General features: G+C 42.6%; 18 protein-coding genes and 1 tRNA gene. 10 read left to right on the top strand and 9 right to left on the bottom strand.

Annotated elements, in window-relative coordinates; translation table 11 throughout:
- Position 1: 1 nt before the first annotated feature.
- Both B3V56_RS03060 and B3V56_RS03055 read right to left on the bottom strand, forming a co-directional pair.
- Positions 2-1,288: an efflux RND transporter periplasmic adaptor subunit gene (locus B3V56_RS03060; protein WP_289283961.1), complete on the bottom strand. Its 1,287-nt coding sequence runs from the start codon at positions 1,286-1,288 to the stop codon at positions 2-4.
- Positions 1,289-1,624: 336 nt separating this feature from the next.
- Positions 1,625-2,941, bottom strand: a complete 1,317-nt coding sequence (locus B3V56_RS03055; protein WP_289283960.1) for a PQQ-dependent sugar dehydrogenase — start codon at positions 2,939-2,941, stop codon at positions 1,625-1,627.
- A gap of 215 nt (positions 2,942-3,156) precedes the next feature.
- Here B3V56_RS03055 and B3V56_RS03050 point away from each other — a divergent pair, with 215 nt between their 5' ends.
- The 7 genes from B3V56_RS03050 (at position 3,157) to B3V56_RS03020 (ending at position 11,596) form a co-directional block, all read left to right on the top strand.
- Entirely contained in the window at positions 3,157-3,474 is a 318-nt protein-coding gene (locus B3V56_RS03050; RefSeq protein WP_007144355.1) for an HPF/RaiA family ribosome-associated protein, read from the top strand.
- A 596-nt stretch (positions 3,475-4,070) separates the two neighbouring features.
- A complete protein-coding gene (locus B3V56_RS03045) occupies positions 4,071-4,814 on the top strand; it encodes a hypothetical protein (RefSeq protein ID WP_289282846.1) in 744 nt (247 codons plus the stop codon).
- A gap of 224 nt (positions 4,815-5,038) precedes the next feature.
- On the top strand, positions 5,039-6,148 hold the full coding sequence (locus tag B3V56_RS03040; protein ID WP_289282845.1) for a Fic family protein: 1,110 nt from the start codon (positions 5,039-5,041) through the stop codon (positions 6,146-6,148).
- Between the two features lie 505 nt (positions 6,149-6,653).
- Complete coding sequence (locus tag B3V56_RS03035) at positions 6,654-7,832, top strand: N-6 DNA methylase (RefSeq protein ID WP_289282844.1); 1,179 nt, start codon at positions 6,654-6,656, stop codon at positions 7,830-7,832.
- Positions 7,810-8,712 (top strand): phosphoribosyltransferase-like protein, encoded by a 903-nt coding sequence (locus B3V56_RS03030; RefSeq protein WP_289282843.1) that lies wholly within the window; start codon positions 7,810-7,812, stop codon positions 8,710-8,712. The genes B3V56_RS03035 and B3V56_RS03030 overlap by 23 nt, the downstream gene beginning before the upstream one ends.
- On the top strand, positions 8,709-10,688 hold the full coding sequence (locus B3V56_RS03025; RefSeq protein ID WP_289282842.1) for a hypothetical protein: 1,980 nt from the start codon (positions 8,709-8,711) through the stop codon (positions 10,686-10,688). The genes B3V56_RS03030 and B3V56_RS03025 overlap by 4 nt, the downstream gene beginning before the upstream one ends.
- Positions 10,685-11,596 (top strand): hypothetical protein, encoded by a 912-nt coding sequence (locus B3V56_RS03020; protein ID WP_289282841.1) that lies wholly within the window; start codon positions 10,685-10,687, stop codon positions 11,594-11,596. Before B3V56_RS03025 ends, B3V56_RS03020 begins: the two co-directional genes overlap by 4 nt.
- 111 nt (positions 11,597-11,707) lie before the next feature.
- On the opposite strand, the gene B3V56_RS03015 is transcribed toward B3V56_RS03020, so the two are convergent.
- From B3V56_RS03015 to hemN, 6 genes are all read right to left on the bottom strand, one after another.
- Entirely contained in the window at positions 11,708-13,450 is a 1,743-nt protein-coding gene (locus B3V56_RS03015) for a protein adenylyltransferase SelO (RefSeq protein ID WP_289282840.1), read from the bottom strand.
- 507 nt (positions 13,451-13,957) lie between these two features.
- The gene (locus B3V56_RS03010) at positions 13,958-15,133 is read right to left on the bottom strand and encodes a Fic family protein (protein WP_289282839.1); all 1,176 of its coding nucleotides are present in this window, start codon (positions 15,131-15,133) and stop codon (positions 13,958-13,960) included.
- Between the two features lie 166 nt (positions 15,134-15,299).
- On the bottom strand, positions 15,300-16,715 hold the full coding sequence (locus B3V56_RS03005) for a hypothetical protein (RefSeq protein ID WP_289282838.1): 1,416 nt from the start codon (positions 16,713-16,715) through the stop codon (positions 15,300-15,302).
- A gap of 153 nt (positions 16,716-16,868) precedes the next feature.
- Positions 16,869-16,956 (bottom strand) — tRNA-Leu (locus B3V56_RS03000).
- A 52-nt stretch (positions 16,957-17,008) separates the two neighbouring features.
- Positions 17,009-18,742, bottom strand: coding sequence for a chloride channel protein (locus B3V56_RS02995; RefSeq protein WP_289282837.1), 1,734 nt, complete (start codon positions 18,740-18,742; stop codon positions 17,009-17,011).
- A 5-nt stretch (positions 18,743-18,747) separates the two neighbouring features.
- Positions 18,748-20,127 (bottom strand): oxygen-independent coproporphyrinogen III oxidase, encoded by a 1,380-nt coding sequence (gene hemN, locus B3V56_RS02990; RefSeq protein WP_289282836.1) that lies wholly within the window; start codon positions 20,125-20,127, stop codon positions 18,748-18,750.
- A gap of 223 nt (positions 20,128-20,350) precedes the next feature.
- Here hemN and purD point away from each other — a divergent pair, with 223 nt between their 5' ends.
- The 3 genes from purD to hemF all read left to right on the top strand — a co-directional run bounded on the left by purD (position 20,351) and on the right by hemF (position 23,195).
- A complete protein-coding gene (purD, locus tag B3V56_RS02985; RefSeq protein ID WP_289283959.1) occupies positions 20,351-21,637 on the top strand; it encodes a phosphoribosylamine--glycine ligase in 1,287 nt (428 codons plus the stop codon).
- 101 nt (positions 21,638-21,738) lie between these two features.
- Complete coding sequence (locus tag B3V56_RS02980; RefSeq protein ID WP_289282833.1) at positions 21,739-22,290, top strand: Sua5/YciO/YrdC/YwlC family protein; 552 nt, start codon at positions 21,739-21,741, stop codon at positions 22,288-22,290.
- Positions 22,287-23,195 (top strand): oxygen-dependent coproporphyrinogen oxidase, encoded by a 909-nt coding sequence (hemF, locus tag B3V56_RS02975; RefSeq protein WP_289282832.1) that lies wholly within the window; start codon positions 22,287-22,289, stop codon positions 23,193-23,195. Before B3V56_RS02980 ends, hemF begins: the two co-directional genes overlap by 4 nt.
- On the opposite strand, the gene B3V56_RS02970 is transcribed toward hemF, so the two are convergent.
- Positions 23,192-23,575 (bottom strand): peptide chain release factor-like protein (locus tag B3V56_RS02970; RefSeq protein WP_289283958.1); only part of this gene is annotated, 384 nt, incomplete at its 5' end. The genes hemF and B3V56_RS02970 overlap by 4 nt on opposite strands.

Here is a 23,575-nt window from a genome sequence, read left to right as displayed (position 1 = left end):
TCTAGCGATCCTCGCTCATGTTCTGCTGAGGCTCTTTCTGAGCCGCTTTGTCTGATGGAGTATGTTCATTCGTCGCTGAGGATGAGGCGTTTTCGGATGAATCAGGCGCTATATCAGGACTTATGTCACTCAACTCGGCTTCCATTTGTTGAGGCTTCACAGTGGCACCGGGCCGAAGCATCATCGTTCCTTCTACAATCAGACGATCGCCAGTTTCGAGGCCATTGAGCACAATCCAGTTGTTGCCATAAGCCGTCCCAATTTCAATCGGATGCTTGCTCGCTTTATTGTCAGCATCAATTAACCACACACTCTTTTTACCCTCAGCACCAATGATGACGCTCTTTTGTGGAATCACGATCGCTTTAGTACGCCCAAGCTCCTCAACGGAGGCCCAGACAAACATGCCTGGCAAAAGAATCGTATTTGGATTTTCGAACACAGATCGCAAGCGTATTGCGCCCGTCTGCATACCAACAGAGAAATCCGTGGCATCTAGCGTGCCTTTGTATGGATAAAGTTGTTTTGAGTTACCAATATAAAGTGAGACTTCGTACTCGGCTTTTGAGGCTTTATTGAGTCGTAAGGCCGAGAGACGTTCTTGCAAATTACGTACTTCTTCTACAGATTGTGACAAATCAACGTAGACGGGATTAAGTTGGCGCACCGTGGCCAGCGGCATTTCTTGTTGCGATGTCACAAGCGCGCCTTTTGTAATGCTTGATGGACTGATATAGCCGCTTATTGGGGCATAAACGCGCGTGTAATCTAAGTTGATTTTTGCATTTTTCACTTCCGCTTCCGCCAGGCTGACAGCCGCTTTTGCCTGTTCATGACTGGCAAGTGCATCGTCATACTCTCGATGACTCACGGCATTGGATGGGATGAGCAACTTATATCGGTTTACAAGCAGTTCTGCGTTTTTCTCACGTGCTTTGGCATCCTGCAAATTAGCCATGGCCATTTTATAGTCTGCTTCATAACGAGCAGGATCTATCTGATAAAGTTGCTGCCCCTCTTCTACGAATGACCCTTCTTTAAATAATCGCGACTGAATGATGCCACTAACTTGTGGCCGGATTTCAGCAACCTGATAGGACACCACGCGTCCGGGTAGCTCATCACTACGATTAACGGGTATGGGCTTAATCTCAATGAACCCGACATCTACAGCTTGCTGACTCTTCGCGCCCTGTTTTGCTGCACCTTCGTTTTTCTTGTCCTCGCCTTGTCCATCACAGGCTGATAGAGACAGAGTAAGGGCAAAAAATATAATAAACAAAGGCATAATATTCACTGTTATAGCATCCTATCGGCATGGCTTATTTTGTATTCACTTCTTTATTGAAGAGGCTATTGGTTGATAGTGGGTTTGTGTCTAAAAACGCCACTTTTCTTGAGTACACATCGACCATAGCCGTATTTTCCTAACGTTTCAAAAAAATCGCTGAGCGATTGAATCGAGAGAACGATGATTCATCGATCACTGGGCGTCTCAAAAGATACTTTTTTAGGGGTAACCCTCATGCTTGGTCATTTTTTTGTCGCACACAAAAAGCATTTAGCAGCATCAATATGATGCTGCTAAATCTGCTCTTTCAGACTGCTGAATGTGTCTTAACGACTATTCTGGACTAACTCGCCAGATGGTATTACCGACATCATCGGCTACCAATAGGCCGCCCATTTTATCTACGACGACACCGACCGGACGTCCTCTTGCGTCACCATCTTCATTAACAAATCCCGTCAAGATTTCTTGAGGCAGGCCATCAGGTTTACCATTTTTAAATGGCACAAAAATGACTTTATAGCCACTTAACGGTTTTCTGTTCCAGGAGCCATGTTGTCCAACAAATGCGCCATTCTGATATTTGTCAGCCAGTAAATCCGCTTCATAAAACGTCAAGCCCAATGAGGCCGTATGTGCGCCCAATGCATAATCGGGTTTGATGGCTTTTTCTACTAACTCAGGCCGTTGCGGTTGCACTCTAGAATCCACGTGTTGTCCGTAATAACTATAAGGCCAGCCATAGAAAGCACCCTCTTTAACGGAGGTCATATAGTCCGGCACCAGATCACTGCCAATTTCGTCACGCTCGTTGACCGTTGTCCACAGTTCACCGGTCTGCGGCTGCCAGTCGAGTCCATTTGGATTACGTAAACCGGAGGCAAATAAGCGTTTCTCACCTGTTTGCAAATCCACTTCTAAAATAGCGGCACGGTTTTCTTCTGCTTCCATGCCGTTTTCACCAATATTACTGTTGGAACCCACGGTGGCATACAGCTTGGTGCCATCTTCATTGGCAATAATATTTTTGGTCCAGTGATGGTTAATGGGACCACCCGGTAAATCTGTCACATGCTCTGGTTTAGCCGTGATTTGAGTTTGTCCTTCTTCATAGGGAAATCGCACAATCTCATCAGCATTGGCGACATAAAAATCATTGCCGATGAGTTCCATACCAAAGGGTGAATGCAGATTCTCTAAAAAGACATGCCGTGTTTCAGCGACGCCATCGTTATCTTCATCACGGAGAAGGGTGATGCGATCAGCACTTGGAACGGCTGCACCTGCATCTTCTAATACCATGCCTTTAATCCAGGATTTAAAGCTCCAATCTGAGCTTTCACTCTTCGGTGCATTTGATTCAGCCACCAATACATCGCCGTTGGGTAAGATATACAACCAGCGAGGATGATCTAAATCCACAGCAAACCGGTTCACCGTCAGCCCTTCAGCAACAGTGGGTTTTTCATCAATCGGCCACCCTTCTGCGGGGGCAATATTTAATGTAGGAATAAGCGATGATTCTGGCGCGACCAGGACGGGATCTGGCCCGACATCAGCTTGTGAAGCAATTTTTGAGGTATCACCACAGCCAGTGAGACTGATGGCCATGATACTGATCGCGGCGCTGTACTTATAAAGGTGCTGCATCGTGTCCTCCTTTGAGTGAAAGCGATAACTTAACTAGATTTTGGAAGAATAAATATTTGAGTCTAACAATATTGCCCTTACCCATGACTTGCTTTGGGTTAAAGGGGATTGCTTGAAATAGGTCAATATGAACGCCATATAAAAAATGACCATGGAATTCTTTAATAATTCACATTGTCATAAAAAGCGGTTTATTCACCTTTCAAGGAGATAACATGCAAATTCAGGTAAATACCGATCGTCATATTCCAGGTGACGATACGCTCACTGATTCGATTCGTGAGGAATTACAACACGCTCTTAAACGCTTCGACGAGCACGTCACTCGTATCGAAGTCCACCTAAGCGATCAAAACAGTGAAAACCGAGGCGGAGCCGATGATATTCGCTGCCTGATTGAAGCTCGCATAGAAGGTCATCAACCTAATGTGGTCACCCATGACGCGGCCTCTGTTAAACAAGCATTTACCGGGGCAACCGATAAAATCAAACGTGTACTCACCACCACGATTGAACGCATGAAATCACACTAAGAAAGTCGTTTTTATCAATCAAAAAAGGCCAAACAATTCGATTTGTTTGGCCTTTTTTATTTTGATGCCCAAGGGCCTTTAATGAGCGAATATCTATTTATCTGTCATACAAAAGGCATTACTTCATTCAGGGCAAGTTTTACTGCAATTGGACATAAGAATTAAATCGTCAAAAAAGTGATTTAAGAACGATCACTGACCACAAATTCATACATTCACTGTAAAAAGATAGCTGTCATTTTTACGTAAAGACCGAACGATAATATATGGTCTATGAGACCTTAATATAACGCTGATCACAATTGAACGTTGCTTAGCGTTACAAACTATGGAATATTTAACCAAGATAAACAACTTCTTACAGCTACTAGAAAGTAGTGAGTTGTTTACAAAAAGGAATCAACCACCATTCGGAACGGATACCTTGCCATAATCATGGCCTCTACTCAGAAAGTATCCACTTCCCAATTGATCAAACAAGCCGCTCTCATAAAAACGGCTGTTATCCAGCCACAAATTAAGCCGAGAAAGATAATCCAATCTAAGCAACTTAAATTTGCTTACCTAAGCCACAACCAATATACATGGAGTAATAGATGTTCAAGATGATGTTCTTTTTTGTGTCAGTTCTTCTCAGTTTTTCTGCCTTTGCAGGAGGTACAAAACCAACTCTTTCTAGAGAAAGCATAGGAGATGTTGAGGGGATCCTTAAGGATGAAAAAACATGGGCTGCTCATGAACTCGTTGCTGAGCAGAGTTATCAATTTAAAGTCGATCAGCCTCTGAGTTTAGGTGTTTTTGATGTGAAACGCCCCTTACCTATTCAATTGACTTTTCTCAAGAAGGAAGACGCGGGGACAGCAAACTGCCGAGCCTATTTTCTTGATAAGAATTTTTCAGCCAAAGAGGCTAAGTTATTTTTTGAGCAACACGCAGGCTCGAAGCTAAAGTTATTAAATGGTCAACTAGTTAAACTCACCAGCAGTGGTGGTTCTGCCAGATGGTGCAAATTTACTGACTATAAAGTACTGGCAAGCAAAAACGAGCGAGAACAGGCAAGCCAGAGCAAAGCAACTGAGGATAATGCCTATCAATTTGAAGGCACGATAAAAGTCCTTGTTGCTCGATTGCATTCTTCAAGCATGATTATGCGTCAGCTAAACGCAGGGGATATCACACAGAAAAGTCTGTTTGAACGTTGTGACAAGACGCTGACGATAGCCCCACCTCTTGCTTCACACATGAAAGGGCCTGCATATATGAATAAAGAGGCAACAGTTCATGTAACGATAGAAGGTAGGAAATGTGTCGCGACAAGCGTTGTATTTGACGCTAAATAATTGATTGCTGTTGGTGAAATAGCAGCGAAAATAAAATCAATCACTCTGACTTTATTGGGTTTCAGGCAATTGCTTCTTGCCAATCCTATTTATAAACCACCACTGGCAAAAAACTAACTGCTTGCGGTGAATAAAATGGTTAATCACCGCATTAAATGCAGTGAATAAGCTTGTTCTTGCGGTGAATAAAGACTATTATCACTGCATAATTTGCGGTGATTAATATGTGGATATACCAACACAACAACTGGCCTGACTTTTCGTGGAATGCAGACGCCCTAGCTGCCAAGCTGGCTGATATTCGTCATCAGCAGGGCCGTTTACTTGGCAGAATGGAAGCGATCGGTTTTGACTTGAGAAGAGAAGCCAGCTTAAGAACATTAACTAATGATGTGGTGAAATCTTCCGCCATTGAAGGCCATACACTAAATCCTGAGGAAGTACGTTCCTCCATTGCTCGTCGCTTGGGTATGGATATTGGCGGTTTGATTCCAGCTAGTCGTGATGTTGAAGGTATCGTGGAAATGATGCTGGATGCGACACAATTTTTTTCCAAACCTTTAACAAAAGCACGTTTGTTTGATTGGCATGCAGCACTTTTCCCTACAGGGAGAAGTGGTATGCACCACATCACTGTGGGCGATTGGCGCTTAGTTGAGAATGACCCTATGCAAGTCGTTTCAGGTCCAATCGGAAGAGAAAAGATTCATTTTGAAGCGCCAGCCGCTGACAAAGTGAATGCAGAAATGAGCACGTTTATAAAGTGGTTTGAGAGTAAATCTGCTATCGACCCTGTTATCAAAGCCGGCATTGCTCATCTCTGGTTTGTCACTATTCACCCTTTTGAAGATGGAAATGGCAGGATTGCCAGGGCGATTGCCGATATGGCATTGGCAAGAGCAGATAAGATGCCCGAGCGGTTTTATAGTCTGTCTAATCAAATTGAGAGTGAGCGAAAACAGTACTACGCACATCTCGAAAAACAACAACGAGCAACACCGGATATCACAGAATGGCTAAGCTGGTTTTTAGATTGTTTGGGCCGGGCTATTACCAATGCAGATGAAACGCTAAGTAATGTGTTATTCAAAGCTAGATTATGGGATAGAGTTAACCAAAACCCGGTTAATGAACGACAGCGCCGTATTATCAATCGTATGCTTGAAGATGATTTTCAGGGACACATGAATACCTCTAAATATGCCAAGTTAGCTAAGTGCTCAAACGACACGGCATTACGCGATATTCAGGATTTAGTTACGCGACAACTCTTTATACAAAACCCAGGCGGTGGACGGAGTACGAGTTATAGGCTAACTGGTGAGATAGATTAATGGGATTTGTTTTTCAAGAAGTACGACCCCTTGATTTTTCGCTCATCTGAAGAAGCGATTAAAGTCTCAGAAAAATGTTGGCTCAGTCTGGTTAGCCGAAAAAGTCTTAAAGCTGGATACGTCTGTACCCGTTTATATTATTGCCTTTTCACCAAAGGGTATCTTTACTCGTACCGATAACGCTGCACAGAAATTAGCAAACGCTTTAAATTTGGATTTCCCCATTTTTGTTGTGTGCCTTAAAAGTGACTCGAAAGAATTTGGCAAAAAGATTAAAGCGATTGGAAAGCGGATACTTTAAAAGAGGAATCAAGAGGGCAACAGTTTTATTTTGGTTTAATTATTAAGTTGGCTGACTCATTAATTGGACCCCTTAATTTTTTGAGCAAATTAAAAATCAAATACTACGGTTCTATTGAATGTGAGAAATCTCTAACTTTCAATTAATTTCTATGTATTATGCATATGAAATTGTCTTAAATATAGACGCATCAAGTGGATAAGAATGATACAACTAAACCAATATTATACGGATAATAAATATGGTGACTTTCTTGTCGGTAAATTTAGTTCTTTATCCCCAAGGCTAGCTCTAGACTTAGGCTTTGGTTCAGGAAGTTTACTAAACGCAGCTAGGCGTCGATGGAGTGAACTATGTCTGATCGGTGTTGATATTGATAATGATAATGTCAGTCGCGCAAAGCTAAATAGCTCTATAGAGGCCCTCAATCATAACGGTTTTGATCCATCGTTACCGGATATTATCAAAGATAAATATGGTGATATTGATTTATTGGTAGGAAATCCCCCCTATTTTTCTCGAGAACTTGATCAAGATGCCAAAAAAATTCTACGAAAAGTAGGCATGCTGGATTGTCTTCCAGCTAATGCAAAAAAAGTACCTGCTGAACTAGTTTTTATAGCTCAAAACTTAAGGTTATTATCAAAGTCTGGGGAATTAGGTCTAATTGTTCCCGCTGGATTAATATCCGGTGAGAAATGGAAGCCTATAAGGGAATTTCTATTTACCAATTATAATGTGACTAATGTAATTCAGTTACCAACTAACAGCTTTAAAAACACTGATGCACAAACTTTTATATTAATTGTAAAACAAAAACTATCTTCAGAAGAAACTGTATCCATCTCATACATCAATGCACCACAGAGTATGCAAATTTCGACGAAGGATGCTTCAAATAGAGCTGATTTTATGTATTACAAGTCCACATCAGTAATATCATTACCTTCGGATATTTCTGAGAATGATTTCTTTCTGTTTCGGGGAAATAAATCAAAAAATGAGTTATCGATATTAGTTGATAATTTCATTCATACAACTGACTTACCAGCTGTTCCCTCCAATGGGTTTTATATAAATACACCATCAATTCATTCCAATAATATGCAGAAAGGAGATATATTAATTGCTAGAGTCGGAAGAAGATGCCTCGGCAGAACTCTCTATGTTAATCAAGGTAGTCTTCCAATAAGTGATTGCATTATTGGTATTCGTCCAAGTTCACTTGAGGTTGCTGGTATATTATGGGAAAAGTTATCACACCCAAGGTGTAGAAATTTTTTACAAGAAGTTTCTTTGGGGGTAGGTGCAAAATATATAACTTACAGAACTATTACGGACTATTTAACGACAGGCTGTCATGCAACTTCCAGAGAATTTTGAACAATTTAAATCCGTAGTTATTGAAAAAATAAGAACGTACTGCGACACCAATATTTGGCCTTTTGACTATGAAATCTTTAGTGGTTGGCTTAATAACTTCGAAAATGCTCTCGACGAGTATCTTGCCTTACAAATTCTAGATAGTTTGATTGTCAGATCCTATGATATGGCCAGAGCCAGTTATTCAAGGGTTTTATTTGGTCCCATCTGGCAATACATAAGTGAAGAAACAAGTATCCCAATTGGTAAAATAGATGATTGGAAGTCACATTTACGTAGTGGAGCATTGAATAAGCAAATAAGATTTGCACCAGTGAAATTATTAGATGATCAGGGAGAATCGGGAGGCGCTATTTATAGATTACTCTCATCTGACGTTAACACGGATCGTTACGGACTTGCCAAGGCATCGGTCGCGCCAGAATTACTTATTCTTATTGATGATTTTATTGGAAGTGGTGATCAGTTTTCTGACTTTGCCAAAGAGTTTGATTTAGCCAATAAGTTACATCTCTATAAGATAATCTATTGCCCTTTGATAGCTTTCTCTGAAGGTATAGAGAAAATTAACAACCTCTATCCAGACTTAACCGTTATTGCAGGTGAATATCTTGATGAGACAGATAGCTTTTTACGGGGAGAACCTAATGATCAATTTAGAAATGATCCCCAAAATACTGTGGCCGATGTCAAAAAACACTTACAAATATTGAAAACAAAATATTCGCCAAAAATGGAAGATTGGCTTGGCTACAATGAAGCTGCTCTTCCATTGTCATTTGAGTGGGGGTGTCCAAATCAAACTCCTCCGATCTTATTCATGGATTATTCTCCAAAAAAGAAAGGTTGGAGTAAGCTGTTTAACAGAAGGGCTCTATGAAGATAACCGACATCATATATGAACTCTCTACGGCAAGGATGGAGTTCCAAACCTCAACCGGTAGTGTATTGAATTACTTTGTAGTTCCATTTTTCATAGACCGACTGGATCTTCGAAAAATATCTCACACTATAGCGCTTGCAGGATCTCGTGGTTCAGGTAAAAGTACATACATCCAGTACTTTTCGCACTCTACACGCTTCGACAAAGCTTTGGATGTTATTAAAGATGATGAATTCGATTGCATTTTGCTTTATTGGAAACCTGATATAGCATACTGCCAAGGATTAAAAACTAGCTGGTTAGGTGATTCAGCACTTCATTTCTTTACTCTCCACGCATCACTTTCGCTGATGGCCGAACTTTCAAAACTTGTTACCAATATTAACAATCATTTTCCAGAATTAGTTACTGCTATGAACGATAAGGGGCATTTTTGGAATGCAGTATCTAATGTAACAAAGACACAAATACGAGATATTCAAACTCTAAATGATTGGTTAATGAGTTACCAATATGAGATATCCACAAGACTAAATCCTCTAAATACTGAAAACTTATTATCGATTCAACCAAAGCATATGCTTCAGTATTTGACTGAGGCCTTGCGTGCCGATTACAAAAAATTTGAATATACAACATTTAAAATTTTTATAGATGAATTTGAGCTGTTAAATATAGAACAGCAAAAACTAATCAATACATATAGGAAAGAATCAACTCTTTTACTTAACTGGAATGTTGCCTATAAACTTAACTCACAACCAAGTAAGGAAACTACTAGTGACGAATGGCTTCAGTCACCAGATGATTATGTTGAAGAAAATCTAGACGATTATATTCATTCTGACTACGCAATTTTTGCTGCAGAGATTTTTTTATTAACACTTCAAAATGCAGGGTTGCAATGTAAGTCATCTAGATTAAGTCCAAGCTTTTTAGGAACTAGAGGAAATATTGAGCTTCGCCAAAGCAAATCCTATCAGGAAGAAGTTTTTGCAATAATTAAAAATCTATTACCATCCCCATCAATTCCTGAACTTTCAAAACTTTGTTTTTCTAGTAATTCCGTACAAACAAAATTAACTAATATTCTTAACGGGTTAAACCTTTCAGATATTGTTAAGGAAGAGATACGTAAAAATCAAAGTCTTGCAATCACCATTTTGGGTACATACAGACAAAAAAGTTTTTCATGTGAACTAATTGAAAAGTATGTTCTTGGACAAACCAGCGCTAGTCAAAATACGAAGCTGAAAGATAAAGTCAGTACATACGAATTTAATACTCTCCTTTCCCTTAATTTACAGCATTCTTCATTAGATATTCCTGTATATGCTGGATTCGAGAGATTTATAACTATGACGAGACCAAATATTCGTCATTTTAAAGAACTTTGTCTTTCGGCATTCAAGCATTCAGACGCATCTCAGTCAAAACGTGATTATTTATACATAGAGGATATTCCTCCTATCCCTTATCGGAGTATGCATATTGGGGCTATTGCTAAGAGTTCATCATTAGTCAGTGAAGTAATTAGTTATCCACCTCATGGAAAGAAATTATCCCAAATGGTTAACCGAATTGGAGAACTTTTCAGAATATCCCAGAAATCTAGTTATCAAACTGAACCTGAAAGGGATATTTTTACGTTTCCGTATGATTATTCTGGAGCAGAGGAGGAGCTAGAAGCCTTTTTGGCATCAGCTTTAAGTTGGAGAGTATTAGTAGAGGATGATTCTAAAAGAGTTAAAGATGACAACCAAATTACAAATAAAGAATTCCTGCTAAACCCAGTTTATGCTCCAAAGTTTGGAATATCGTTTAGAAAAAAAAGAGGGATATCATTCACCTTAAATGAGTTTAAGACGATAGTCGCTGGTAGTTCTGAAGACTTTGAAGCAATTAGAAAGTCATATCAAAAGAAATGGAGGGCTAATAACGGGGATGAGAGGCAAGGTAGTTTGGAGTTATGATAAAAATCTCATCATGGAAGTCTTATCGCGCTAATGAACTTTCGAGAACTAGCTTAAATTCTTCCTATAATGCGACATTTACATTTATAGATCAGTATGATGACCGTAGTAGTTGGTCATCAAAATATATTGATTCTGTGTCAGAAGACATAATAACTCTTGACTATTGTCATGCTGAGACTGCTCTTGTTATTTCTGGTGAGAAATTCAATCTATTTGATTTACAAAAATACGATATACCGGAAGGCAAAATTCTTGTTGATTCTACTTCTCTAGCTCTTCCCGAGTTAATGCATCTATTTTCAATTCTGAACAACAAAAAAAAATCATTTGACGTGATGTATGTACAACCAAATAATTACACAATGTCAAAACCTCAGGGGCTAAAGGCTACACAATCTTTTGATTTATCTGATGATGGGGAAGGAATACAGCAACTACAGCCATACGTAAACTTTAGTAATAATACTGTGATTTTTTATTTTCTAGGATGGGAAGGTCACAGGCTTGGTGGACTAATAAATTCTGAAGAATATTTCTCAAGAAATATTACATGCTTAGTAGGAATTCCTCCTTTCAAAACTAGCTGGGATTATAAGATCTTATCAAGTAATTACAGTCAACTATCTGAACTTAGTAACATCACCACACCTAGATTTAAATATGCTGGAGCTAATGATCCAATAAAAACATATGAGATCATCGAGCAGGTATATAAATCTGCCTGCTATAGCCAGCAATCTCTCTCCCTTGCACCATTAGGTACCAAACCAGCGACAATTGCAGCAGCTCAATTTGCTGTAAACAATCCGAGATTAATCATGCTGTATGACTTTGTGAAGAAAAAAATTAAACGCTCAAGTGGTGCAGATATCGTACATATTTGGAGTTTTGATTATGAAGATTAAGGATACAATTTAGCAGCTCCGATTTCCAGAACCAAGGGGACAGCGACAGCCAACTTGATTCTTAAATCAACAGTGTCAGAAATCAACAGTGTCAGAGCGTTTGATTCCAAATCATGACGAGCAACTATAATGTGATACACCACCGACATCGCTCAGCTCCTCTGGCATGAGGCGATAATATTTTTCCTCGATGTCTTTTGACTGTTCAGCGTAGGGTTGTGTTATCACATCCTGTAACTCACGGAGAGGTGTGTAATCACCTTCGGCGGCTTGTTTATAAGCAGCAACGAGCTGCCACTCTCGCAGAATATATTTCGGATTAACCTGTTTCATTTGGCTGGAAACCGTTTCACGTGAACGTGTAGGAGTTGCATCGTTTATGTCACTGATGCCTACCAGCGATTGCCATTTATCAAGCCATGCTGACCAGTGTTGCTCAATTTCCTGAGTGTTTGGAGAGGTTGAGTTAATGCCATTTTCAGCAGGATTCAGTTCAGCATAAAAGCTTTTTTTCAGTGGGTCGATGTTGTCAGGTAACTCTGAGAGTTCACGAAAGAAAATGGTGTAATCGACGAGTGTCAGTGTCATCAGGCTGATAAGTTCGCTGAATAATGCCTCGTTATAATCCTCAAGCCCGAGTTTAGCTGCCCACATCTTTTCCAATTGCTTTTGCATGACGTTAGCAAAGCCGTGTTGAACCTCTTCAAGCTCTGATAGGTAATGCTGATCGCCCTTGAGCAAAGGCTGTAAGGCTTTACAAAACATGGCAAAGTTACGCGCTGCCGCGGCGGGTTGGTTAAAGAATGAGAAATGACGTCCACCGCCGATCCATGGTTGGTATACAGGATCAAACGTTTCACAGAAGCCAAAAGGACCGTAGTCCAGTGTAAAGCCGCCGACAGCGCAATTATCACTGTTGAAATTGCCTTGGCAGTAACCGACACGTATCCAGTTAGCGATAAGTGAGGTGAGGCGTTCACGAAACGCCTTGGCCAGTAAAATGACTTTGGTTTCGATATTCAGGTTGTTATCGATAACGTCAGCATATTCTCGAGCGATTACGTGCAAGACGATCTTTTCCAGCTCATTCATGGCATTTTCATGTGCATGTTTCACAACACGACGGGCAAATAGCTCAAGTTGACCCACACGAATAAAGGAAGGGGCGACTCTCGTTGAGATGGCAACGGGTTCATTGATAACAATATCTGGTTCAGTGGACGCCGAACCCTCCGAATACCAGGGTCGTCTGACACGTTCGGTTGTGGAAGCATACAAACTTAATGAACGCGATGTGGGTACCCCGAGTGCGTACATGTGCTCTTGAGCCATGAACTCTCTAATACTGGAACGTAAAACCGCTCGACCATCTGCACCTCGGCAGTAGGGTGTTCTTCCACCACCTTTTAACTGCATTTCCCAGCGTTGCCCTTTGATAACCGCTTCTAATACGGAAATGGCTCGACCATCGCCGTAGCCATTACCGGTCTGGAAGGGACATTGTTGCGTGTATTCCGTACCGTAAATGGACAGGGCGTAACCCGTCGCCCAACCGACTGGGCGAATAGGCTCGGGAACATGAGTGAGATCGCCAGAGAACATCTGAGTGAAGTCTTGCGTGGTCGCTAGGCTGTCAGCGAAACCCAGTTCATCGAAAAAGGTTTTGCTGTGTGTCACGTAAACGGGGTTGTCGATTGGCGTTGGCTTTACCGGGACATAATGACCCGAGAAAACTTGTCTTGGAGTGTGATCTTCGCCATTTACCGTCGCGTCAGGATCACGGTTAAGTGAGTCCATAAGCGAGTAGCTTGTCAGTTGTGCAAGGTCGTCGAGTGTTGCGACTGTTGAAGTCATATTTTCGGAGGCCTAATCAGTAGTGTCAGGGTGTTTGATCTCACCATTATGAGTGGCTTAATCTGGTTAAATGCCAAGTTAACATTTAACTGAATTTACTCAAAATCAATAAGACTGAATGTTGAATTTATATATGAGTATCAACCGTAGAATTTATTGACTTATTTTTGCCTTTTTCAGGCTGAAATAAAAAATCAATACAGGCAAGGTTCCGTAGATTAGTAATATTCTCCAGAATGTAGTTGGCAGACTATAAAAATAACCATATGCAATTTTTAGTATGAATATAAAAAGAATGGTGGAGTAAGTTATCCCAAACCATTTCGGAATTAGTACTTTCTTGCCAAACCGCAATAATGTTAGAACCACAATTCCTAAAATAATCATGCTAAACCCAACAAGTATAGAGCGAGCCGTCTACATCACCAGCTTTATAGACCAGCCATAATTGGGTAAGAGTGATTAAAGTAAAAATAACGATGTACAGTCTAGATAGTATTTTCATCATTAATCTATCTTTGTCATAAAGGCTGGCAAAACATTACCCTGCTTATCTTCCATCAACAAACCGATATCAAACAATTGTCGTATGTCTCTTGAGCGTGTTTTATCTGTCAGTTTGCTATACATCGCCTGATACCAAGCCGCTTGGCGTAGTATTTTGAGCTTAGTCGGCGAACCTTTAGCAACTATTTCATTCACGATGGCATATTGTCTGTCGTTAATCTTTTTTTGATCATGGAATAGCTTTACGCGAGCTTCATAAAGCACCATGTGGATCATCCTGTTCACTCGATCATGTAGTGCGTTAATGGTGTCCAGCATTCCGTTCAGAAAAAACATGATAAATGCTGTATTGGGGTAATCCTGTTTCTTATCAGCTGCTTTTCTGCAGTGATTAAACAACGCGAAATAATGGTCAATATTTTTCAGGTAATAACGTGCTTGAGCAAACGGTGCATAGCGAAATCCATCAGCATAGAGAATGCCTGCTTCTAGTACTCTTCCTACCCGACCATTACCATCCCAGAATGGGTGAATTAACTCAAAGTAAAAATGTATTAATGGCGCACGGATTAAGGCTGGAACGCCTTTAGTTACAAGTTGTTGGTTCCATTGCAGTAATTCACTAAGTAAATGATGAATATCGGTACCAAGTTGGGGTGGTTTATAAATACCACCGTGATCGCTATCACCTACTTTGGTGATCATGCCGTCAGGATTATCACGTAATACTCCCGGCTGATTCTGTTCACCCGAATTAGACAGCTTGAAATAGACCCGTTTATGGATGGCCATCACATCCTCAAAGTTCGGTTGCCAATTCGCTTTATCCGCCTGTTCACGAATATAGTCATAGGCGGTTTTGATATTTAATGCACGTTGTTGCTGGATGGTTTGAATTTGTTCAGGAGTTAACTCGAGAGCCGCTTCTGTTTCCTGCTCAGAAAGTTCTCCACCTTCAATTGTGTTGGTGCCAAAGACCGAGCTGACAATCACTTCTTTTTCAAGTTGGGTGGCAACATGAGCCAATGGAGAATCTTTAAAACGAGCCTGTGCATCAATGACCCTCTGCAACAGAATGTCAATTTGCTGAGAGTCCAGCCCAAGTTGCAGCTTGAATATACCCGAGCGTTTAGTCTCAAGGCGTTTTATACACTCATTGTCGGAAAAAATGTCCATAAAATATTATGTATCTTTGTATTTTTTATCAATAACTTAAGATATCATGATAAAAATAAATGTCCATTAAAATGTCCGGCTTTGATTGGCTTAAATATTCTTTGGTTATCCTGTATTTTGTTTATTGCATTACTCAGAACTTAATTCTGTTCATATTTAATCAAGCCTAGCCTAACTTCCTAAAAATCCAATAAGCGGGGCGAATCAGTAAAAAGTGAATAACTCTGTAAATCCAGGTGATGAGGATATAGAGCGGACTAAATATGCCGAGTAGTGGCAGGTAAAATAAAACAAAAACTATTCTGTGTAGCAGGTAACGGATAGTAAAAGGAAACCAGTGACGATAATTAACTCTGTGTGGTGAGGCCCAGAGTTTTAAATACAAAAACCAAGATGTTTTATAAGTAGCCAGACCAATCACTAATGAAGCGATTAAAGAAAGATGAACCCATGATGGGATAGCTGGGTGGATGCGATCATCCAGTTCTTTTGCACGTGCTTCATTAGGCTGAAGTAGCATGGCCGATTTTGTCAAAACATTCAGTGGCATTGAGGCGAGCTCGATGACGCTGTTTTGCTTTTCGACGGCTGCTTTAGTTGGTACGCGATGATCAAAATGCAGTGCAGTGCGTAACTTCCCGGAGGTATCAATATCAATAGGTATTGGAGCCGACGAATTTTTAGCGGCGAAGGCATTATAAAAATCGCCGGTTGTGTATGAGTTTAAACTGCCATCATCTTTCTTTTTTTGCCAGTCTTTAGCCAAGGTTTGTAAGGTCTTTTTCGGTTTATCTGAGCCGAGAATGATCAGGCTGATATCTCTATCAGCAGCGACCTTTTCTAAATCCTTCACAGCGATTTTTTCTTTGCCATGCATTAAAAAGCCATTTTCTACCTTGGCTGAAATAACAAAGGTTTGCTGACGCATTGTTTTGAGTGCGTTCAGCAACTGATGAGTACCGACTTTATCCACCGGTATTTTTGAGCCGTAATTTTGTTTGGGTAGGGTGACTTCAGGATTATCAGCCAGTTGAATCAAGCGCATATTTGACGAAGAAATGGGGCGTTGTAACTGCCACATGGCCGTTTTTAATGTACTGATATCGCTAATGTTGATACTGATATGGTTATCTATCAGTTTGGTTGTTGGGCTGGTGGTTAGTGAATAGGTTTTGCCTTGTCGAGATTTAATCTTGATGGCTACGTCCGAGGGGAGTTTATTAAAGGCATCCAGTGAATAAGGGAGGTGACTTTCAGACAGTAATAAGGTGGCTTGCTTGTTTGCATCTGCCGCGGTTTTAGTGAATTGATGAACGGGTACGCTTTTGCCATCAGGTGTTTTTGCTAGCCATTGATTTTGACTAGGGTTAAAACTAATTTCGGCGACGCCGCCTTCTGGATAATGGGCTAACTCATCAGCAAACCGAAAGGACGAGCCATGGGGGCTATCCGGTGCATCTATACTTTTCCCTAATTTTGACAAGCCGGAGATCAAACCTGCTTCAGCTGAAGGTTGAGCAACAGTAAGTAGGGCGGACAGGAGCAAGAAAAGCCAGCGTGTTTTAGTGAATGATGCAGTCATTGAAGGCGCGTTCCTTATGGCCAGCCAAGGTACGAACAAGCGTATAAGCAATAAGTCATTGCAACAACACTCGGTACTAGCTAAACATTCTGCTGTTACAGCACAAATAAAAAAGCCCCGAGACTTTGCAGTATCGAGGCTTTCGTATTCGTATGGTACCCAGGGCCGGAATCGAACCGGCACGCCGGATTAGGGCGAGGGATTTTAAGTCCCTTGTGTCTACCAATTTCACCACCTGGGCAACAAGCCGCACATTATAACGAAGATTTTCGATTTGTTCACTACCCTTTTTACTATTTTGTTACAGATTTAGGTAATTGGTAGTGGGCTTCGATCATTTCACGAGTCAGAATGCCGTAGATTCGTTCAATCATTGGTGCGTTCTGACGGCTGACGTAAAGCGCTTCTACATGATGTTCATTCAGGGCCCGGTGTGCTTCGAACAAACTGGTATGTAAGGAAATTTTGTGCACATCTCGGCGTGTGCCGGGAATTTGCATTAAGTCGATTTCGGTATTTTCACCTATGTCTTTGACGCTGACAGCTCTGGCCAGATCGCTGGCGGGCATCATTACTACAGGAATGCGATCGCGGGTAATAATGATCCATTCGGGGCTGTTTTTTAAGGTTTGCATGGCCATTTGGGCGCTGATGGTTTGATTTAACGTGACAAAGTTACGTTGCATGGCCGCGCCCACACTGATCTTACGTAATGCTTGTGAGATGGGGTCATTTTGAAAGTCGAGACCACGATAACGAAGAATGCTGACAAATAAGGCATCAAGCTTGAAGTAGTCATGAATAATCAAACTGGAGAAAACGATAGCGAGCATGCCGGGCAGGATGATTTCCGGATTACCGGTTAATTCCAGCATCGCCATTAAAGCCGCAAGTGGGGCTTTGAGTGTGGCAGACATCATCGCACACATACCGATAACGGCATAAAAGGTCATGGAAGAGGCATATTCCGGTAAGGCTAAATTACCGATATAACCCAGGATCGCACCAGCACATGCACCCACGACCATGGTGGGGCCGACCATACCTGCGGGGATACCAAAACCCACACAAGCAGAGGACAGGACAAGTTTCAGCACCAGGATAATGACCAGGCTGCCAATCGCGATTTCATTAGCGGAGATACTGCCAATAATGCCGTAGCCCATGCCCATCACTTCAGGCACGGCCATGCCAAACACACCCATTAAAATACCGGCATAGGTTGGACGTAACCAAGCAGGATGTTTACTAAAGGTGCCGGAAAACAATTGTAGGCTTTTTAAAGATAAGGTGGCTAAAAAACCAATAATGATGCCCAGAAAAATAATGTAGGGCAGCTCCCATAACGACTGCATTTCGGAGGCAAGGTTAACAAAAACCGTATCATCTCCAAAGGTGAGCCGACAGACCACTGCACCGGTTACCGCTGCCAGAATGACTGGAATAAAACTGGCAATGTGGTATTCCATCATGATGACTTCCATCGCAAAGATCACACCAGCGATGGGCGTATTAAAGGAGGCAGCAATGGCGGCGGCAGAGCCAGAAGCAACTAGAATACGCACACTGTTATTTGGGAGCTCTAACCCGCTTGCAAGCAAACTGCCACTGGCAGCACCCAGATGCACACCCGGGCCTTCACGACCGACAGAGTGGCCTGTAATGATGGCGATACTGGTACCTATAAATTGCCGGACGGCATTTTGCCAAGGCAGACGACCCTCATAGGATGAGAGCCGTTCGATAACATGCAAAATACCAGTGTTACGTTGCTCTGCATCCAGTCCGCGAAATAACAGCCCAATTAGCAAGCTGCCGATAATGGGGAGTGCCAGTAACCAGTACCAGGGTAATGAGTCGTAACTTTCCACTTCACCGGAGGGGAACAGGGCCATTTGACCAAAATCAATGGTCAGGCGCAGTAGAATAATGGCGAGACTCGACAGTAATCCGGTAATGACAGCAAGCACATACAGCTTGACGCCCAATCGACCAAAGATGAAGTACTGTCGGAGTTTTTCCAGCATGTGCCCTATATAACTTTGGAAAATCGCTGCCTTGCTTGTTGACTGTATTTATCAAACACCATGCAGATATTACGAATTAACAAGCGGCCGGCGGGTAAGACTTCTATAGAGTCCCATTTATACTGCAACAGGCCGTCTTGGGCAAATTGTTCTAGGTCTTCAATGGCGTCGGCAAAATAGTCGTTGAAGTTGAGGTTGTAAGCTTTTTCGATAGTGGGAATATCCAGAGCAAAATCACAAATTAGTCGGGTGATGATGTCTCGGCGACATTTATCATCGTCATCCAGCTCAACACCACGTAAGACCGGCAATTTGCCCGCCTTAATCGCTTCATCATATTCCGGCAGTGTTTTCACATTTTGCACATAGGCATCACCGACTTTACCGATGGAGGTCACACCAAAACCAATCAGATCACACTCAGCACGAGTCGAGTAACCCTGGAAGTTGCGATAAAGCTGTTTGTTTTGTTGAGCTAGCGTCAGCTCATCGTCTGGTTTGGCAAAGTGATCCATGCCTATATATACATAACCTGCGGCGGTCAGTTTATCGATGGTGCGATGCAGAATCTGTAATTTCACCTGTGGTAGTGGAATGTCAGCCGTAGCAATTTGCCGTTGTGTTTTAAATAGATCAGGCATGTGAGCGTAGTTGAACACGGACAAACGATCAGGACTGGCAGCAATCACTTTATCCAAAGTTTCGCTGAAGCTTTCTACGGTTTGATGAGGCAGACCATAGATCAGATCCAGGCTGATACTGCGGAAACCTTCTCGACGGGCAGCGTCTAAAATCGAGAAGGTTTGTTCTTCGGTTTGAATACGGTTAACGGCTTTCTGCACCTTAGGGTTGAAGTCCTGCAAACCGAGGCTGATGCGGTTAAAGCCAAGCTCTCTTAATAGTTTTATGGTGGCGTCATCGGCTTCACGTGGATCGATTTCAATCGAAAACTCACCTTTGTCATCATCTGCTAAGGTGAAGTGTTGACGTGTGTGCGCCATCAGTTCACGCATTTGCTGATGAGTTAAAAATGTAGGCGTGCCACCGCCCCAGTGCAGTTGTTCAACTACTCGGTTTGAGTCGAACAATTCAGCCTGCATACGGATTTCTTCATACAGGTTTTCTAAGTAAGGCTGAGCATGCTGGCGGTTTTTGGTGATGATTTTATTGCATGCACAATAGAAACAAACGGTATCGCAAAACGGCACATGGAAATACAGAGAAAGCGGGCCTCCACGCTGATTAGATAAAGAAATATGTTGAGCGTATGTGTCGGCTGTAAAACCATGATGAAATTCGACCGCTGTCGGGTAAGAGGTATAACGTGGGCCGGCTTTGTCGTAACGGCAGATTAATCCTTCATTAAATTCAATCGCATCAGTCATGGTTTTATTCCTAAATAATGTGCGCAAAGTATAACCAGCGAGGATTTAAGCTGTTTTATTATCCGAACAGATCTTGACCTGGATCAAAGCTAGCAGTGGCTGCTGACGGATTGCTTGAGAAAAAGAATCGCTTTGCCTTTATAAATCATCCATTTTGGTGGTTTGGAAAAGCGGTTATCTACGGTATTATTAGCCTCTTTTTTAGCATCTCCGGCAATCATCTATGAAAGTATTAGTCATCGGTAGCGGTGGGCGCGAACATGCTCTCGCCTGGAAACTGAATCAATCTCCAAAGTGTTCTCAGGTTTTTGTGGCACCCGGTAATCCCGGCACCGCCAGTGAAAGCAATATCAGCAATGTGGATATCAAAGTCGAAGATATCGCCGGGCTGGTGAAATTTGCTCAGGACAACGCGATTGATTTAACCGTGGTGGGGCCGGAAGTGCCATTAACCATGGGTGTGGTTGATGCCTTTGAAGCTGCCGGTTTACGTTGTTTTGGTCCATCAAAAGCGGCGGCAGAATTAGAAGCCTCAAAAAGCTTCACTAAAGATTTCCTCGCTCGTCACCAGATTCCAACCGCGGCATATCAAGTATTTACGCAAGTGGATGAAGCCAAAGCTTATATTCAAGAGCAGGGCGCACCCATTGTTGTTAAAGCCGATGGTTTAGCAGCAGGCAAAGGCGTGATTGTGGCGATGACCGAAGCCGAAGCGATTTCAGCGGTTGAAGATATGCTGTCTGGCAATGCCTTTGGTGACGCCGGTAGCCGTGTGGTTATTGAAGAATTTATGACAGGCGAAGAAGCCAGTTTCATCGTGATGGTGGATGGCGAACACATCCTGCCATTGGCGACATCACAAGATCACAAAGCTCGCGACAATGGCGATAAAGGCCCTAACACGGGTGGGATGGGCGCTTATTCTCCTGCACCTGTGGTCACCGATGAGGTGTTTACACGCATTATGGCGGAAGTGATTGAGCCAACTGTGAAAGGCATGGCGGCTGATGGTCGCCCTTATACTGGCTTTTTATATGCGGGGCTGATGATTGATCAAGCAGGCGCGCCACGCGTAGTTGAATATAACTGCCGTTTTGGTGATCCAGAAACTCAGCCGATTTTGATGCGTTTACAGTCGGACCTAGTCACATTATGTGAAGCGGCATTAGACAAGCGTTTAAACGAAGTCGAAGCTGAGTGGGATTCGCGTGCGGCCATTGGTGTGGTAATGGCGGCTGGCGGCTATCCAGATAGTTACCGTAAAGGTGATGTGATTACGGGTATTGCAGACGCCGAACAAAATGGCAGTAAAGTCTTCCATGCAGGTACAGCGAGTCAGGGTGATAATGTCGTCACGGCTGGCGGTCGCGTGTTATGTGTCACGGCACTGGGCAATACTGTGGCTGAAGCGCAAAAATCAGCGTATGACGCATTGAGTCATATTAAGTGGGATGATGCGTATTTCCGTACTGATATCGCTTATCGCGCTGTGGCACGTGAGCAAGGCTAAACTCACGGTTTGAGAATGTAAAAAAGGGGTTACTGGTTAACCCCTTTTTATTGAGTGAAATCAGGGTATGCAATCAATGTGGTCTGACTAGGGGCGAGAACATGACAAATACTTGGCGATTACGAGAAGCGGTAAAAACACTGAATGCAGGTGGCGTTATCGGCTACCCGACAGAGGCTGTGTTTGGTGTGGGGTGCGACCCTTGGGATGAAGAAGCCTTATTACGTTTATTAGAATTGAAGCAGCGCCCCTTGCATAAAGGTCTTATTCTGATTGCTGCTGATTTTAATCAGTTACAAGATTTTATTCAGCCCATTGAAGCTTCAGTGTTAGCTGAGTTGAATAAAACCTGGCCCGGTCCGGTCACCTGGTTATTGCCTGTTCGTGAAGAAGTCTCGATGTTACTGACAGGTTTGCATGACACCATTGCCGTGCGTGTCACAGCGCATCCACAAACGCGCGCTTTATGTGAGGCTTTTGGTGGGGCGATAGTCTCGACCAGTGCCAATATAAACGGATTACGACCAGCGATGAATGTGCATCAGGTGCGTTGGCAGTTACCTGAATTGGATTATGTTTTGCCCGGCAGCTTGGGTGGCGCCAAAAAACCAAGCCAAATCAGAGACGCACGAACAGGAGAAATTTTACGATGAGTACCCCCGATATTAATGCCGTTCGTGAGTATCTACTTCGTCTACAAGAAATTATATGCAAAGAACTTGAATTAATAGATGGTGGAGCCACGTTTGAAATTGATGACTGGAAACGTGAAACGGGCGGTGGTGGTCGCACACGAGTTTTAAGCAATGGTGCGGTATTTGAGCAGGGTGGTGTCAATTTTTCTGAAGTGAGTGGTGATAATTTACCGGCTTCAGCCACGGCCAGCCGTCCAGAGTTAGCGGGTCGAAGCTTTCGAGCAATGGGCGTGTCGCTGGTGATTCATCCACATAATCCTTATGTGCCGACATCACATGCCAATGTCCGCTTTTTTATCGCAGAAAAAGAAGGCGAAGAGCCTATTTGGTGGTTTGGTGGTGGCTATGATTTAACACCTTATTACGGCAATGAAGAGGATGTGATTCACTGGCATACAACGGCTAAAGCCGCGTGTGATCCATTTGGTGATGATGTTTATGCACGCTTTAAATCATGGTGTGATGAGTATTTTTACCTGAAACATCGTGATGAGTGCCGTGGCGTCGGTGGTTTGTTTTTTGATGATTTGAATGAGTGGGGCTTTGATCGCTGTTTTGCATTTATGCAATCGGTTGGTGACAGCTATATCAAAGCTTACGCACCCATTGTACAAAAACGAAAAGACACAGAATTTGGTGAGCGCGAACGTGATTTTCAACTCTATCGTCGTGGTCGTTATGTTGAGTTTAATCTGGTGTATGACCGCGGCACATTATTTGGATTGCAGTCGGGTGGTCGTACTGAATCGATTTTGATGTCGCTACCACCACTGGTGAAGTGGCGTTATCACTGGATTCCGGAAGCCGGATCAGCAGAAGCCCGTTTATACACGGACTTTCTGCCGCCGCGCGATTGGATTTAAGACTCGCCGGATAAGGCGGCGAGCTGATCCGCCTGATATTCGTTGATCAGTGGTTCGATGACTTGTTCCAGTTCACCTTCCATGATTTCAACCAGTTTGTATAAGGTTAAGTTGATGCGGTGATCGGTCACACGTCCCTGAGGATAATTGTATGTACGAATTCGTTCACTTCGGTCACCTGAACCCACCAGTGATTTACGCGTTTGTGCTTCTTCAGCCGCTTGTTTTTCTACCTGCGCAGCCATGATGCGTGCTTGTAAAACAGACATCGCTTTAGCACGGTTTTTATGCTGTGAACGCTCTTCCTGACATTCGACGACGATACCGGTTGGAATGTGAGTGATACGTACCGCAGAATCAGTGGTGTTAACGTGCTGACC

The organism is Methylophaga sp. UBA2513 (genome assembly GCF_002341285.1).
GTDB classification, from domain to species: domain Bacteria; phylum Pseudomonadota; class Gammaproteobacteria; order Nitrosococcales; family Methylophagaceae; genus Methylophaga; species Methylophaga marina.
Note: the sequence above shows the minus strand (reverse complement) of the source record. Positions and strands in the feature narration are given on the sequence as shown.